The organism is Muricoccus pecuniae, from assembly GCF_014199205.1.
GTDB lineage: Bacteria > Pseudomonadota > Alphaproteobacteria > Acetobacterales > Acetobacteraceae > Roseomonas > Roseomonas pecuniae.
Genome location: NZ_JACIJD010000003.1, coordinates 305547 through 321195, shown reverse-complemented (window position 1 = coordinate 321195; position 15649 = coordinate 305547). Strand labels below are relative to the sequence as shown.

Annotated in this window: 14 protein-coding genes; 5 read left to right on the top strand and 9 right to left on the bottom strand. The window is 71.0% G+C overall.

Annotated elements, in window-relative coordinates:
* Window positions 1-54 precede the first annotated feature (54 nt).
* Window positions 55-1326 (bottom strand): Hsp70 family protein, encoded by a 1272-nt coding sequence (locus FHS87_RS05220; protein WP_184514588.1) that lies wholly within the window; start codon window positions 1324-1326, stop codon window positions 55-57.
* A gap of 61 nt (window positions 1327-1387) precedes the next feature.
* Window positions 1388-2218: a sulfite exporter TauE/SafE family protein gene (locus FHS87_RS05215; protein ID WP_246417829.1), complete on the bottom strand. Its 831-nt coding sequence runs from the start codon at window positions 2216-2218 to the stop codon at window positions 1388-1390.
* A 179-nt stretch (window positions 2219-2397) separates the two neighbouring features.
* On the opposite strand from FHS87_RS05215, the gene cuyB reads away from it, so the two are divergent.
* The 3 genes from cuyB (at window position 2398) to FHS87_RS05200 (ending at window position 5821) form a co-directional block, all read left to right on the top strand.
* The gene (cuyB, locus tag FHS87_RS05210; RefSeq protein WP_184514586.1) at window positions 2398-3108 is read left to right on the top strand and encodes a cysteate racemase; all 711 of its coding nucleotides are present in this window, start codon (window positions 2398-2400) and stop codon (window positions 3106-3108) included.
* A 74-nt stretch (window positions 3109-3182) separates the two neighbouring features.
* Window positions 3183-4112 (top strand): dihydrodipicolinate synthase family protein, encoded by a 930-nt coding sequence (locus FHS87_RS05205; protein WP_184514584.1) that lies wholly within the window; start codon window positions 3183-3185, stop codon window positions 4110-4112.
* 128 nt (window positions 4113-4240) lie between these two features.
* Window positions 4241-5821 (top strand): ABC transporter substrate-binding protein, encoded by a 1581-nt coding sequence (locus FHS87_RS05200; protein ID WP_184514582.1) that lies wholly within the window; start codon window positions 4241-4243, stop codon window positions 5819-5821.
* Window positions 5822-5873: 52 nt separating this feature from the next.
* On the opposite strand, the gene aceA is transcribed toward FHS87_RS05200, so the two are convergent.
* Window positions 5874-7205: an isocitrate lyase gene (gene aceA, locus FHS87_RS05195; protein ID WP_184514685.1), complete on the bottom strand. Its 1332-nt coding sequence runs from the start codon at window positions 7203-7205 to the stop codon at window positions 5874-5876.
* 137 nt (window positions 7206-7342) lie between these two features.
* Between aceA and FHS87_RS05190 the strand changes: the two genes are divergently transcribed.
* Window positions 7343-8743, top strand: a complete 1401-nt coding sequence (locus FHS87_RS05190) for a helix-turn-helix domain-containing protein (RefSeq protein WP_184514580.1) — start codon at window positions 7343-7345, stop codon at window positions 8741-8743.
* 1 nt (window position 8744) lies between these two features.
* On the opposite strand, the gene sugE is transcribed toward FHS87_RS05190, so the two are convergent.
* The 6 genes from sugE to FHS87_RS05160 form a co-directional block, all read right to left on the bottom strand.
* Entirely contained in the window at window positions 8745-9065 is a 321-nt protein-coding gene (sugE, locus tag FHS87_RS05185) for a quaternary ammonium compound efflux SMR transporter SugE (protein WP_184514578.1), read from the bottom strand.
* 19 nt (window positions 9066-9084) lie between these two features.
* Complete coding sequence (locus FHS87_RS05180; RefSeq protein ID WP_184514576.1) at window positions 9085-9324, bottom strand: hypothetical protein; 240 nt, start codon at window positions 9322-9324, stop codon at window positions 9085-9087.
* A gap of 161 nt (window positions 9325-9485) precedes the next feature.
* Window positions 9486-10556 (bottom strand): tartrate dehydrogenase, encoded by a 1071-nt coding sequence (locus FHS87_RS05175; RefSeq protein WP_184514574.1) that lies wholly within the window; start codon window positions 10554-10556, stop codon window positions 9486-9488.
* 123 nt (window positions 10557-10679) lie between these two features.
* Window positions 10680-11729, bottom strand: coding sequence for a glycosyl transferase family protein (locus FHS87_RS05170; RefSeq protein WP_184514572.1), 1050 nt, complete (start codon window positions 11727-11729; stop codon window positions 10680-10682).
* Between the two features lie 144 nt (window positions 11730-11873).
* Window positions 11874-13139 carry a CmpA/NrtA family ABC transporter substrate-binding protein gene (locus tag FHS87_RS05165; protein ID WP_184514570.1) on the bottom strand — a complete coding sequence of 422 codons (1266 nt, stop codon included), beginning with the start codon at window positions 13137-13139 and terminating at the stop codon, window positions 11874-11876.
* Window positions 13136-14206 carry an ABC transporter substrate-binding protein gene (locus FHS87_RS05160; protein ID WP_184514568.1) on the bottom strand — a complete coding sequence of 357 codons (1071 nt, stop codon included), beginning with the start codon at window positions 14204-14206 and terminating at the stop codon, window positions 13136-13138. The genes FHS87_RS05165 and FHS87_RS05160 overlap by 4 nt, the downstream gene beginning before the upstream one ends.
* Window positions 14207-14568: 362 nt before the next feature.
* On the opposite strand from FHS87_RS05160, the gene FHS87_RS05155 reads away from it, so the two are divergent.
* Complete coding sequence (locus tag FHS87_RS05155; RefSeq protein WP_184514566.1) at window positions 14569-15642, top strand: zinc-binding metallopeptidase family protein; 1074 nt, start codon at window positions 14569-14571, stop codon at window positions 15640-15642.
* Window positions 15643-15649 lie beyond the last annotated feature (7 nt).

The window sequence follows — 15649 nt, the reverse complement described above, 5'->3', positions numbered from 1 at the left end:
CCTACCGGCCGGAGCGGCGCTACATGCGCGGGCGAGCGGCGGGCTGAGGGGCCTCTATCCGGCGCCCCTGCCCATCAGGGCGAGTCCCTCGGCCACCGAGACGAACTCGCCGCCGCCGAAGATCCGCTCCTCCCCGAAGCGGCGGGTGAAGATGGCGCGCACCGCCGGCACGAGGGAGGTGCCGCCAGTGAGGAAAACCCGGTCCACCCCGCCCGGCCCCACCCCGGCATCGGCCAGCGCCGCATCCACCGCCGATTCCATCCGGGCGAGGTCGGGGGCGATCCAGGCCTCGAAGTCGCGGCGGGCGATCGGCGCCTCGATGGTGAAGTCCTCGTGCCGGAAGCTCAGTACCGTTTCCTCCGCGCCCGAGAGCGCCGCCTTGGCCGAGGACACCGCGCGGTAGAGGGCGTAGCCCGCCTCGTCCTCGATCAGGCGGATCAGGCGGTGCAGCCGCTCGGGATGGTCGGCGGTGCGGGCGACCTCGGCGATCTCGCGCAAGGTCTTCGGGCCGCGCATCAGGGGAAGCTGGTGCCAGCGGGCGAAGCTGGCGAACCAGCCCGGGGGAATCGGCAGGGGCTTGCCCATCACCCGGTACTCTCCACCCTTGCCGAGAAGGGGGGAGACGACGTGGTCGATGATCCGCGTGTCCAAGGCGTCCCCCGCCAGGCCCACGCCGGCATGGCCGAGCGCCGACACGCGCTGCGATCCGCCGGAGAGGCCGGGGTCGAAGCGCAGGACGGAGAAGTCGCTCGTGCCCCCGCCGAAATCGCCCACCAGCACCGTCTGCGGCCGGTCGATGCCGCTCGCGAAGCGCTGTCCGGCGGCGGCGGGCTCCAGCGCCACTTCCACCCCGGGCAGCCCGGCCGAGGCGAAGGCGGCGCGCAGCCGTGCCTCGCCGAGATCGTCCTCGGCCCCCTCCCCGGAAGCCCTGGCTCCCACAAAGCGCACGGGGCGGCCGACCACCACCCGCGCCCCCGCCAGCTCCGCCGCGAAGGGCGCCAGGAGTTCCCGCAGGAAGAGGGCGATAAGGGTCTCCAGCGTCCAGCGCCGGCCGAAGATCCGCGTCTCGGTGAAGCTGCGCTGCGCCAGGTAGCTCTTCATCGACATGATGAGGCGGCTGGCGAGCGGTTCCTCCAGATAGGCCTCGATCCCCGCCGGCCCCGCCGCATGGCGGAGCGCCCCGCCCCTCGGGTCGGACCAGAAGCAGAGGACGGAGCGGAAGACCTCCCCGGTGTCGTGGCGCAGCGTCACCGCCCGGCCGTCCGGGCGCAGCGCGGTGACGACGCTGTTGGTGGTGCCGAAATCGATGCCGATGACGGGCTGCATGGGGTGGGCGCTCCGCGGGGGGCGCGGGTTCAACCCCGCCGGGCGGCCCCTGGCAAGCCCCTCAGGTCACCAGTGAATAGATCATCCGGACCGCGGTGATGCCGAGGAAGACGGCGAAGGCCCGCTTCAGCGCCAGCGGCGGGATGGTGTGGGCGAGATGCACGCCCCAGGGCGTCGCGATCATGGAGCTCGGCACAATGAGGGCGAAGCCGATGAGGTTCACGTAGCCGAGGCTCGCCGGCGGCAGCAGCGGGTTGCCCCAGCCGGCATAGATGAAGCCGAGCGCCGCCGGGATGGAGATGACGATGCCGAAGGCCGAGGCCGTGGCTACCGCGCTGCGGATCGGCGTGCCGAAGAGGTTCATCAGCGGCACGCCCACCGTGCCGCCCCCGATTCCCATCATCGCCGAGATGCCGCCGATGAAGATCCCGAGGAGGTGCCGCAGGATGCCGGTGGGGAAGCTCTCGCGCAGCCGCGCGTCCACGCCGGTGAAGCCCATGTTCACCGCCACCAGCAGGGCAACGGCGGCGAAGACCGCGGTGAGCGTGTCGCCCCGCACCCAGATCGCGATCACTGTCCCGACCAGCACGCCCAGGATGAGGGAGGGGATCATCGCCTTCAGCAGCGGCACGTCCATCGCGCCCTTCGCGTGGTGCTTGCGGGCGGACTGGATGGAGGTGGGGATGATGGTGGCCAGCGAGGTGCCCACCGCCAGCTTCATCTGCACCGCCTCGGGGATGGAGAGGAAGGGAAAGACGTTGAAGAGGACGGGCACGATCACGATGCCGCCACCGACGCCGAGCAGCCCCGCCAGCGTGCCCGAGACGAGCCCCGTCACCGCCATCACCGCCGCGAGGGCTGCGATCCAGACGGGGTCCTGCATATGATCCATGGGCATTTCCTGGCCGTTCCCGCGGCCTCTCCGCCGCGTCCCCGGCTCTAGGCCGGAACGCCGCCCCTGTCAGGGGGGCAGCTATGGCCAGCGGCCCGGCAGGGACCGGCCCGCCCTACCGCTCGCCGGCGCTTTCCGGCACGAAGTCGGTCCCCACGGGCGAAGATGAGGAATTGGTCATGGAGGAGAGGATCCTGGGCGTGCTGGGCGGCATGGGGCCGCTGGCGAGCGCGGAGTTCATGCGCCAGCTCACCCTGCTCACCCCGGCCGAGCGGGACCAGGACCACATCCCTGCGGTTCTCTGGTCCGATCCCCGCGTGCCGGACCGCACCGCCGCCCGCCAGGGCCGCGGCCCCGATCCCCTGCCGGCCCTGCTGCGCGGCATCCATGGCCTGGAGGCGGCGGGAGCCGGCGCCATCGCCATCCCCTGCAACACCGCCCATGGCTGGATCAAGGGCATGCGCGCCGCGACTCGCCTGCCCATCCTGCACATCGTCGAGGCCGCCGCCGATGCGCTGCGCGCGGCCGGGATCGGCCCCGGCCCGGTCGGGGTGATGGGCACGGCCGCGACCCTCGCCATGGGCCTCTACCAGGAGGGCCTGCGCGCCGGCGGCTGGGAGGTGCTTCTGCCGACCGAGGAGGAGATGGCACGCCTCGTCAGCCCCGGCATCGCGCTGGTGAAGGCGAACCGCGTGGCCGATTCCCACGCCCCCCTGGCCGAGGCCGCGGGGGCCCTCGCCGCGCGCGGGGCCCGGGCGGTGGTGCTCGGCTGCACCGAGATCCCGCTCGGCATCGCCGCCGGCCCCGCCCTCCCCTTCCCCGTCATCGACACGATCGAGGCCCTGGCCCTCGCCGCCATCCGCTGGGCGCGCGCCTCCTCCCCGGGCTGAGAGGGGAGGCGCAGTCCGCGCTTGACCGGTTTATTTTATCCAATCTACGTTCCGGCACCGCGCAGAGGTGCCCCATGACGAAGACGATCGGCTGGCAGGGCGTTTTCCCCGCCGTCACCACCCAGTTCCGCGAGGATTTCAGCCTCGACATCGAGGCCACCCACAAGGTGATCGAGAATCTCGTGCGGGATGGCGTCTCCGGCCTCATCGTCTGCGGCACGGTCGGCGAGAACACCGCCCTCTCCCTCCGGGAGAAGGTGGCCGTGATGGAGGCGGGGAAGGATGCCGCGCGGGGCCGCGTGCCCGTCATCGCGGGCGTTGCCGAGTTCACCACCGCTTTCGCCTGCGACACGGCGCGGGAGGCGGCGCGCATCGGGTTGGACGGGGTGATGGTGATGCCCGCCCTCGTCTACTCCGCCAAGCCGCACGAGACGGCGGCGCATTTCCGCGGCGTGGCCACGGCCACCGACCTGCCGGTGATGGTCTACAATAACCCGCCCATCTACAAGAACGATGTCACCCCCGACATCCTGGCCTCCCTCGCCGATGTCGAGACGATCGTCTGCTTCAAGGAATCCTCGGGCGACACGCGCCGCTTCATCGACCTTCGCAACCTCGTCGGCGACCGCTTCAAGCTCTTCGCCGGGCTCGACGATGTGGTGGTGGAGAGCATCCTGATGGGCGCCGAGGGCTGGGTCTCCGGCATGTCCAACGCCTTCCCCGTGGAGGGCGAGACGCTGTTCCGCCTCGCGCGCGAGGGCCGGATGGCGGAGCTGATGCCGATCTACGAGTGGTTCATGCCGCTGCTGCACCTCGATGCCCGGCCGGACCTCGTGCAGTGCATCAAGCTCTGCGAGGCGATCATGGGCCGCGGCTCCGCCATCACGCGCCCGCCCCGCCTGGCCCTGCCGGAGAGGGAGCGGGCCGAGGTGGAGGCGATGATGAAGGCGGCCCTCGCCAAGCGCCCGGCCCTGCCTGATGTTGGCCTGAAGAAGGCCGCCTGACCGACCGCAGCGATGACGGGGGCGGCCCCGCGGGCCGCTTCCTCAAGCCGATCAACCACGGGCCGAAAAACGACGGGCTGGGGGCGCCACCCAGACGCACGGCATCCAACGCGACAGAGGATCGACCGATGAGCCCCACACGCCGCCACTTCCTCGCCGGGAGCGCAGCCCTCGCTGGAATGCCCTATATCGGGCCGGCCCGCGCGCAATCCGCCGCGCCGCTGCGCTTCATCCCCTCCACGCCGCTGCCCTCGCTCGATCCGATCGTGGCGACGAGCTACGTCATCCGGAACCACGGCTACCTCATCTACGACACGCTCTTCGCGACGGATGAGACCTTCCAGATCCGCCCGCAGATGGTGCAGCACTGGGAAGGCGCGCCGGACGGGCTGAAATGGACCTTCCAGCTCCGCGACGGGCTGATGTTCCACGACAACACGCCCGTTCGCGCGCAGGACTGCATCGCCTCCATCCGCCGCTGGTCCGCGCGCGACGCCTTCGGCCAGACCTTCGCCACCGCCGTCGAGGGCTACGACGTGGTGGATGCCCGGACCTTCGCCATCCGGCTGAAGCGGCCCTTCCCGCAGATCACGGCGGCGCTGGGCAAGCTCTCCTCCAACGTGCCCTTCATCATGCCCGAGCGCGTGGCGATGACAGAGCCGACGCGCAACATCACCGAGGCGGTCGGCTCCGGCCCCTGGCGCTTCCAGACGACGCAGTGGGTGCCCGGGCAGAACGCGATCTACGAGCGCTTCGCCGGCTACAGGCCGCGCGAGGAGGCGCCCTCCTGGGCCGCGGGCGGGAAGGTCGCGAAGATCGACCGCATCGAATGGGTCGGCCTCACCGAGCCCTCCGCCGCCGTCGGCGCGCTGCTGCAGGGCGAGGTGGACTGGTACGAGCAGCCGCCGGTGGACCTGCTGCCCGTGCTGAAGCGGGACCGCAACGTCACGATCCAGAACGTGCCGCTCGGCCTCATCCTGCTGATGCGCTTCAACCACCTGCAGCCGCCCTTCAACAACACGAAGGTCCGGCAGGCCGTGATGATGGCCATGAAGCAGGAGGACTACATGCAGGCGGTGGTCGGCAGCCCCGACTACTACCAGGAGGCCAAGACCTACTTCACCCCGGGCTCGCCCATGTCCACCGGCGCGGGCGGGGCGGAGGCGATGCGCGCGGACATCAACCGCGCGAAGGCCATGCTGCGGGAGGCCGGCTACAAGGACGAGAAGGTCGTGCTCCTCGCCCCCGCCGACCAGCCCATCGCCTACAACCAGTCCCTCGTGACGCAGCAGCTGCTGAAGAACCTCGGCATGAACGTGGAGCTGGTCTCCACGGACTGGGCGAGCTTCATCGGCCGCCGCGCCAACCGTGGCGCGCCGGATGCGGGGGGCTGGTCCGTCTTCCACACGCTGTGGTCGGGGGCCGATGTGCTGAACCCCGCGCTGCACCCGCTGATCCGCGCGAACGGCCCGGCCGCCTGGTTCGGCTGGCCCGATGACCCCGAAATCGAGACGCTCCGCGACCAGTGGATCGCGAGCGACGACCTCAATGCGCAGAAGGCGCTGGCCGCCCGGATCGAGCGCCGCGCCTTCGAGACCGTGCCCTACGCCCCCGCGGGCAAGGTGGAGCAGCCCATGGCCTACCGGAAGAACCTGACGGGAATGGTGCTCTCCCCCGTGCAGTTCTTCTGGAACATGGAGAAGAAGTAGCTTCCGGAAGCGACGATGCCGCGGGGCTCCTCACCCCGCGGCATCGCCTGCGCTACTTAGCCAGGGCCGGCGCGCCGTGGTCGTCGTGGAACTGCGCGGCCTCGGTGCTGGTCGCCAGCGCCGTGGTGCTGGACTGGCCGCCGCTCGCCGCGGTGGCCACCGCATCGAAGTAGCCCACGCCCACCTCGCGCTGGTGGCGCACGGCGGTGAAGCCCTCGGCCTCGGCCGCGAACTCGGCCTGCTGCAGCTCCGAATAGGCGCCCATGCCGCGGTCCTTGTAACCATGGGCCAGCTTGAACATGGACAGGTTCAGGCTGTGGAAGCCGGCCAGCGTCACGAACTGGAACTTGTAGCCCATGGCGCCCAGCTCGCGCTGGAACTTCGTGGCGGCCTCGACGCCCATCTTGCGCTGCCAGTTGAAGGACGGGCTGCAGTTGTAGGCGAGCATCTTGCCCGGGAACTCGCGGTGGATGGCCTCCGCGAAGTCGCGCGCGTCCTGCAGATCGGGGTCCGAGGTCTCCCACCACAGCAGGTCGGAATACGGGGCATAGGCCAAGCCGCGGGCGATCGCGTACTTCTTGCCGACGCCGGGCTTGATGCGGAAGAAGCCCTCGGGCGTGCGCTCGTCCGTGATGAAGGGGCGGTCGCGCTCGTCCACGTCGCTGGTCAGGAGCTGCGCGCTCTCGGCATCGGTGCGGCAGAGCAGGACAGTCGGCACGCCCTCCACATCGGCGGCCAGGCGGGCGGCGTTCAGCGTGCGGATGTGCTGCTGCATCGGCACGAGCACCTTGCCGCCGAGATGGCCGCACTTCTTCTCCGACGCCAGCTGGTCCTCGAAGTGCACGCCGCCCGCGCCCGCCTCGATCATGGCGCGCATCAGCTCATAGGCATTGAGCGGGCCGCCGAAGCCGGCCTCGGCATCGGCGACGATGGGCGCCATGTAGTGCGTGTCGTCGCCCTTGCCCTCCTGCACCGCGATCTGGTCCGCGCGGCGCAGGGCGTTGTTGATGCGCTTGATCACGGTGGGCACGCTGTCCACGGGATAGAGCGACTGGTCGGGATACATGGTGGAGGCGCTGTTCGCGTCGGCCGCGACCTGCCAGCCGGAGAGGTAGATCGCCTTCAGCCCCGCCTTCACCTGCTGCAGCGCCTGCATGCCGGTGAGTGCGCCGAGCGTGTTCACATAGGGCTCGGATTGCAGGAGCTGCCACAGGCGCCGCGCGCCCATGTCGGCCAGGGTGTGCTGCACCCGGAAGGAGCCGGCGAGGCGCGCCACGTCCTCCGGCGTGTAGTCACGGCGGATACCGTCGAAGCGGCCGGGGCTGGCGGGGATGCCGCTGCCGGAGCCGTCGGGGGAGTAGGCCGGGGTGGGGGAGGTCTTCATCGTCATCCTCTTGATCCTCTGCAATGAGTGAAGGATTGACATTTCCAACGCGAAAGCGAGGCTGTTTCTGCAGTACAGCGTCGCAAACCGGTGAAGCCCTTCACCCGTCCCGGCGAAAATCCGTAAAGGCTGTGAACATGGCGCGTCCCATGATCGGCCGGGTCGTCCGGCGCCTCCGGCAGGAACGGGGGCTCACCCAGGCCGCCCTCGCCTCCCGGCTGGGCATTTCCGGCAGCTACATGAACCTCATCGAGGCGGACCAGCGGGCCGTGACCGCCAGCCTCGTCTTCAAGCTGGCCGACGCGCTGGAGGTGGACCTCGCCCTTCTCTCCGGCCAGGCGGAGGGACGGCTGGAGGCCGGGCTGCGCGAGGTGTTCCGCGACCCCCTGCTGGGCGCCGAATCCGTGCCGGAGGAGCAGGCCGCCGCCCTCGCCTCCACTGCGCCGGACGCGGCGCGCGCGGTGCTCGCCCTCTGGCGCGCCTGGCGCGTGGCGCGCGAGGAGTCCTCGGGGCTGTCCCTCCCCTCCGGCCGCCTGCTGCGCCTGCCCGGGGAGGAGGCACGGGACGCCTTCCACGACGCCGGCAACCACTTCCCCGCCCTGGAGGAAGCCGCGGAGTCGCTCCGCTCGGCGCTGGACGAGCCCTCCCCCCATGTGCTGGACCACGCGCTCGTGCAGCGGCTGCGCGCGCATCACGGGCTGACCGTCACCATCGGCGTGCTGCCCGGCGCGGCGATGCGCCGCTACGACGCCGCGGGCGCCCAGCTCGCCATCAGCGAGACCCTGCCGCGGGAGAGCCGGACCTTCCACCTCGCCTTCACCCTCGCCCTGCTGGAGGCGCGGGAGGCGGTGGAGCGCGTGATCGCGGTGATCGGCCCCTCCACCGACGAGGCGGGCTCGATGCTGCGGATCGGGATGCTGAACTACGTCGCCGCGGCGGTGATGATGCCCTACGCGCCCTTCCTCGCCGCGGCGCGGGCGCTGCGGCACGACGTGCCGGCGCTGGCCGCGCGCTTCGCCTCCTCCTTCGAGCAGGCCTGCCACCGCCTCTCCACCATGCAGCGGGAGGGCGCGCGGGGCGTGCCCTTCTTCTTCCTGCGCGTGGACCCCGCGGGGAACGTCTCCAAGCGCTTCTCGGCGGCGGGCTTCCCCTTCGCGCGCGGCGGCGGCTCCTGCCCGCGCTGGATCCCGCACGCGGCCTTCGCCACCCCCGGCCGCATCGCCGTGCAGGTGGCCGAGCTGCCGGACGGCGCCGCCTTCCTCTGCTTCGCGCGCACGGTGGAGCACCCGGCGACGCGATGGGGCGAGCCGGCGCCGGTGCACGTCATCGCCATGGGCTGCGAGCTCGGGCGGGCCTCGGAGGTCTGCTACGCCGACGGGCTGGATCTCGTCTTGGCCCGCGTCGGCATCGGCCTGTCCTGCCGGCTCTGCGACCGGCCGGACTGCCGCTCCCGCGCCTTCCCGCCGCTGGAGCACCGGCTGGTGCTCGACCCCGCCCAGGCAGGGGCGCCCTACCGCTTCGCCCCGGCGAAGGCCTGACCTACTCCCCGGAGGCGAGCTTCAGCCCGACCAGCCCGGCGAGGATGAGGGCCGCGCTGCCCAGGCGGAGCGGGGTCGCCGCCTCCCCCAGCACGGCGATGCCGACGAGGAAGGCGCCGAGCGCGCCGATGCCGGTCCAGATCGCATAGGCCGTGCCGAGGGGCAGGCTGCGCATGGCGAGGGCCAGGAGGCCGACGCTCGCCGCCATGGCGACCAGCGTCAGCGCGCTCCATCCCGGGCGGGTAAAGCCAGCGGAGGCCTTCATGCCGAAGGCCCAGACGACCTCCAGCAAGCCGGCGAGGATGAGGAGGAACCAGGCCATCGGCCGATGGCCAGCGGCGTCAGTCGCAGTCGCAGCCCACGGTCGGGCCGGTCTCGGCGCGCACGACGTGGTGGTCGATCCACTCGGCGACGAGGCGCCGCGCCTCCGCCACCGACGCCTCGGGGTGGTGAATGCGGTAGAGCGACGTGCAGGCCCCGAAGGCGCTGTAGTCGTTCGTGCCCACGTCCCGCAGTTCGCGATAGGCGGTCACCACGGCGCGCTCGCAGTTGCGGGCGATGTAGCTGTAGTCGTGCCCCATCCGATCCAGACCCCGTTTTCGTATTGCGATGTTGTTGAGAATAACTCGCAATACCCAGGCGATTTATACCGACACCTGAACGGGTGTTCAAGTGTCAATCGAGCCACTCGATGAGAAGGATCGAGCGGCTCAATGGTTGTGGCGACGCGGGAAGGCGGGGTTCAACCCCGCGCGACGACCTCGGCCAGCGCCTTGCCCACATCGGCCGTGCCCGCATTGCCGCCGAGGTCGCGCGTGCGCGGCCCGCCCTCGGCCAGCAGGGACTCGATCGCGCCCGTCACGGCGGCTGCGGCCTCCGCCTCGCCCAGATGCTCCAGCATCAGCGCGCCGGACCAGATCTGGGCGATGGGGTTCGCGATCCCCTTGCCCGCGATGTCGGGCGCGCTGCCATGGACGGGCTCGAACATCGAGGGGTGCTCGCGCTCGGGATTGATGTTGGCGCTCGGCGCGATGCCGATGGAGCCCGCCACCGCCGGGCCGAGATCGCTCAGGATGTCGCCGAAGAGGTTGGACGCGACCACCACGTCGAACCAGTCGGGGTGCTGCACGAAATGCGCGCAGAGAATGTCGATGTGGAACTGGTCCGTGCTGATCTCCGGGTAGCCTTTCGCCATCTCCGCGAAGCGCTCGTCCCAGAAGGGCATGGTGAAGGTGATGCCGTTGGACTTGGTGGCGGAGGTCAGCTTCTTCCGCGGCCGCTTCATGGCCAGCTCGAAGGCGTATTTCATCACGCGGTCGCAGCCCTGGCGGGTGAAGACGCTCTCCTGCGTCACGAACTCCCGCGCCGTGCCGCGGAACATGCGCCCGCCGGAGGAGGAGTACTCGCCCTCCGTGTTCTCGCGCACCACGACGAAGTCGATGTCCTCCGGCCCGCGATTCGCGAGCGGGCTCCGAACGCCCGGCATCAGGCGGCAGGGGCGGAGGGAGATGTACTGGTCGAAGTCCCGCCGCATGGGGATCAGCAGGCCCCAGAGGGAGACGTTGTCGGGCACGCCCGGCCAGCCGACCGCGCCGAGGAAGACGCTGTCATGGGCGCGGAGCCTCTCCAGCCCGTCGTCCGGCATCATCTTGCCCGTGCGCGCATAGGTCTCGCAGGACCAGTCGAGATGCGTCAGCTCCAGCTCGAAGCCGAAGCGGCGCGCGGCGGCGTCGAGCACGCGCAGGCCCTCGGGCGTCGTCTCCTTGCCGATCCCGTCGCCGGGGATGACCGCGATCCGGTGCCTGCGAGCCATGACGTTCCCTTCCGTCTCTCCGCCCCCGGTCCTGCCCCCGATGCCGCGCCGGGGCAAGCCCCGGCCTTCACCAAACGGGGGCAAGCCCCGGCCTTAGCCAGCCGGGGGAGGCGAGTCCCGGCCTCAGCCGTGCCGCCGCTCCCACAGGGCGCGGGCCGCGGCGTCGGCCGCCTCGGGCACGCTCTCCCGCCCCATGGCGAGGAGGGCGAGCGCGATGGTGCCGATCACCGTTCCCTCGGCATGGGGGTCCCGCGCCTCGCCGCGCCAGAGGGGCAGGAGTTCCGCACTCGTCGCGCGGGTCTCGGTGAGGGCCGGCAGGGTCATCACCTCCGCTTCCCCGCCGGCGAGGAGATGGGCCGCGACCGGCTTGCCCGGCCCCCGCTCCGCCTCTCCCCCGCCGCCCTTCACCACGAGCAGGCGCGGCCGCGCCAGCCGCTCCGCCACGCCGAGATGGACGGCGATGTAGGGAGGGTGGAACACGCCGTCCACGCCGGCCGGCGCGTCGGCGGGGTTGATGAGGCGGGCCACCGTGTTGACCGGCGAGCGCAGCCCGAGAAGCGAGCGCAGGTGCAGCAGCCCGTCCAGCCGCGGGCACATGGCACGGAGCGGCAGGTAGGCGAAGCCGGTGGCGGCCACCCCCTCCAGCGCCTCCGCCCGGCTGCGGGCGGGGAGGAGGCCGAGCAGCGGCAGCGCCTCCAGCACGGGCATGCCGGAGGTGAAGGCGTTGGAGCCGTGCATCAGCACCCGGTGCCCCGCCCGGGCGAGCGCCAGTGCCGCCAGCAGGAACCAGGGCGCCCCGCGCGTGCGGCCCGAGCCGTAGGAGGGCCAGTCCAGATCCACCCCGGGATGCCCGGCAGGCGCGGGGCCGGCGCCCACCGCCTCCCGCGCGGCCTCGACCAGCCCGGTGATCTCCTCCGGATCCTCCCCGCGATAGCGCAGCAGCATGAGGAAGGCGCCGACCTGGATCGGGTCCGCCTCCCCCGCCAGCACCATCCGCAGCGCCTCCCTCCCCTCCTCCCGCGTCAGGGAGCGGGAGCGGCCGGGGCCGCGGCCGAGGGTGCGGATATAGGGGGCGAAGGGGTGCTCGGGCTCCGCCGCGTCCGTCTCCGCCTCGCCGTGCCGGGTCTCGCCGTGCCCGGTTTTTTCAGGCCGGACCGCTTCCTCAAGCCGCATCGCGCAGGGGCTCCTCCCGAGGCATGGGTTACGCCAGGACCAAGGCATGGCTGATCAGCGCCAGCGTCGGCCCTTGCGGCGCCGTACTGCCCGCCAGCAACTCCGGCGAGGCGCCCCGAACATAGGGCGACGTCGCCTCGCTCCTCAGGAGCCGCCAGGTTTCTTGATGCCGAGGGAGGCGAGATAGGCGGCGGGGTCCTCGGGATCGAAGACCTTGCCGTCGAAGAAGGTCTCGCGCCCGCGGCTCGTGCCGCGCGGCGTCTCGGAAGCCGGAACGCCCGCGCGCTCGGCGGCGGCGCGCCAGATTCCCTCGCGGTTGACCTCGGAGACGAGCTTCGCCGTATCCGTGCTTTCCGGCAGCACGCCCCAGCGGATGTCCTCCGTCAGGAACCAGCGCTCGTGGCTCTGGAAGGGGTAGGAGGCGTGGTCGCGCCAGAACTTCATCAGCAAGGGCGAGTTCTCGACCTTGCGGCCATCGCCGTAGTCGATGTTGCCCCGGCTGCGGTCGATGATGTCGGTGACGGGCACGTTGAACCAGGCGCGGCGGCCGACGATGGCGCACATCTCCTGCTTATTGGCATCGGCGTCGCACCAGCGCTGCGCCTCGATCACCGCGGCGGTCAGGGCCTCCGCGGCGCGGGGATTCGAGGCCACGAAGTCGCCGCGCAGGGCGAAGGACTTCTCCGGGTGGTCCCGCCACAGCTCGCCCGTGACGATCGCGCTGTAGCCGAGCTTCTGGTTCACGAGCTGGTCGTTCCAGGGCTCGCCCACGCAGAAGGCGTCCATCGTGCCGACCTTCATGTTGGCCACCATCTGCGGCGGCGGCACCACGATGGTCTGCAGGTCGCGGTCGGGATCGATGCCCGCGGCGGCGAGCCAGTAGCGGATCCACAGGTCGTGCGTGCCGCCCCGGAAGGTCATGGCGACCTTGCTCTCGGGCGTGAGCGCGCGGCGAAGAGGGGCAGCGTCCAGACGCGCGCCGAGCGCCTTGTGCTTCTCGGCCACCGAGATCGCCTGGCCGTTGGTGTTCAGCCGCGCCATGATCGCCATCGGCACGGGCTGGTTGTTCTGCGTGATCCGGCCGGTGTGCATCAGGTAGGGCATGGGCGTCAGGATATGCGCGCCGTCGATCCCGCCCGATCCACCGCCGAGCACGAGGTTGTCCCGCGTCGCGCCCCAGCTCGCCTGCTTCGAGACCTCGACATCGGGCATGCCGTGCTTGGCGAAGAAGCCTTTCTCCTTCGCGATGATCAGCGGCGCCGCATCCGTCAGCGCGATGTAGCCGAGCACCGCGCGACGGACCTCGGGCGCCGTCGATCCCTGCGCGAAGGCGCCGCGCGGCAACGCCCCGCGGGCCGCGGCGAACAGCGCCGCCGCTGCGGCCAGACCCTCTCTGCGACCAATGCTCACGCTGCTCTCTCCTCCGGCAGATCAACCATTCCAGGCTCCCCCTCCCCGAGCAGCGATGCGGCGGAGCGCCAGATCGCGTCGTCGTAGGAGAAGAGAGCCTCGGCATCCGACACGCCCGCGGGCACGTGGCCCCAGCGTCTCATCTGCCCCAGATACCAGGCGGCCACCTCGGGCCGGGCCAGGGTAGCGGCGCGGAAGCGCATCGGTGCTGCCAGCGCGCGCGTGCCGCGCAGCGTGGGAACCAGGCCGCCGAAGGCGAGGCGCACGGTCTCGCGCGCCATGCCGGGGAAGACGCGCTCCTGCATCAGGCGGGCGGCGTCCTCGTGATTGGCGGGGTCGTCGAGCCAGCGCGCGGCGGCGATGACGGCGGCGGTCACGGCCACGGCGGCCTCGGCGGGCAGGCCCTCCCGGAAGGCGAGCACCTTCTCCGGATGGTCGGGCCAGATGTCGCCGCCCGTCAGCGCGACGCGTCCCACGCCGAGCGCCGCGGCGTGGCTGCCCCAGGGCTCGCCGGCACAGAAGCCGTCGATCTCCCCGGCAGCGAGGGCCCGCGCCGTGCGAGGGGGTGGCACCGCCATCAGCCGGAGGTCACGGTCCGGATCCAGGCCACCAGCGGCGAGCCAGTGGCGCAGGAGATAGTGGTGGGAGGAGAAGGGGAACACCGCCGCCAGCCGCAAGGGCGCCTCTCCTGCGGCGGCGCGGCGCCGCACGAGGGCGGCGAAGGCGCTGGCGGAGAGCGGCGTGCCGTCGGCATCCAGCCCGGCCTCCTCGGCGATCGCGGGCGAGAGGGTGAAGGTGTTGCCGTTGCGGCCGATCCCTGCGCCGACGGAGAGCGTCGCGCGCACGCCGCCCAGCCCGCTGGCCATGGCGATCGGCATGGGCGCGAGGAGATGGGCGCCGTCCAGCAGGCCATGGGCCAGCCGGTCCCGCACCGCCGCCCAGGCGGACTCCTCGGAGAGCGCCACCTGCACGCCGTGCTGGCCGAACAGCCCGAGCGTCTCCGCCACCAGCAGGGGCGCGGCATCGGTCAGGGGGACGTAGCCGATACGCAGGACGCGATTGGGCACGCACGCACTCCAGGGCTCCCCAGGGGAGCCGGGAGGCGGGCCGCCATTGGACCGCCGGGTCGCCGATCGGGGCATCCGGTGACCTGCGCCATTGCAGATCGCCCCGGCCAATTCTCATCACGGGTCGGAGCAGCTTCGCAAGCACACGGATGCCGTCAGAATCGGCGTTTCTGCCTGCATCAATCCGGTATGGAACAATTTATAGGTTTATTGCACTAATTATAGGCAAAATCATGCTGGATTTCACCCGTTACCCGGGAATGAAGGCATTCCGCTGCTCCGGAAGCGGGGGGCCCGCAACAGATGCGGGACCGTCGCGTTTGTAGCCTCCAACGCCTGCCTCTGTTGCGAAGGTACGACCGATGCGTCTCTTCCGGTGCCAGAACTGCGATCAACTGCTCTACTTCGAGAATACGCGTTGTGAGCGCTGCAAGTTCCGGCTCGGCTACCTCCCCGACAGGGCACAGCTCTCCGCCGTGGATCAGCAGGGACAGGAATGGCGGCCGCTCGCCTCCCCCGATCGCACGCGGCGCTTCTGCGCGAATGCGGAATTCGATGTCTGCAACTGGACGATCCCGGCAGACTCACCCGACAGCTACTGCGCCGCCTGCCGGCACAACCGCACCGTCCCCGATACGACGCTGGATAACAACCTCCAGGCCTGGCGGAAGCTGGAGGCTGCCAAGCACCGGCTCTTCTACACCCTCGTCCGCTTCTGCCTGCCGCTCGCCACGCGCAACGAGGATCCGGAGGGGCTCGCCTTCGACTTCCTGGCGGACTCGCCCGACCCGAGCGGCCCGAAGGTGATGACGGGGCATGACAACGGCCTCATCACCATCGCCCTGCAGGAGGCCGACGACGCCGAGCGCGAGACGCGGCGCAAGAACATGGGCGAGCCCTACCGCACCCTGCTCGGCCATTTCCGCCACGAGGTCGGGCACTACTTCTGGGACAAGCTCGTCCGGGACGGCGGCAAGCTCGACGCCTGCCGAGCCGTCTTCGGCGATGACAGCATCAGCTACGAGCAGGCGCTGCAGAAGCACTACGCCGAGGGCCCGCCGGCCAACTGGCAGGACAGCTATGTCAGCGCCTATGCGACGACCCATCCCTGGGAGGATTTCGCGGAGACCTGGGCGCACTACCTGCACATCGTCGACACGCTGGAGACCGCCTCCTCCTTTGGCCTCCGGGTGCAGCCGAAGCTCGACAACACGGGGATGCTGCACGCGAAGATCGACTACGACCCCTACAAGGAAGGCGACATCACCCGCATCATCGACGACTGGCTGCCCCTCGCCTTCGCGGTGAACAGCCTCAACCGCAGCATGGGCCAGCCGGACCTCTACCCCTTCGTGCTGTCGCCGGCGGTGATCACGAAGCTCGGCTTCATCCACGACCTCGTCCGCGGGAACGAGATGCCCGCCGGCAACGGGTAGAAACATC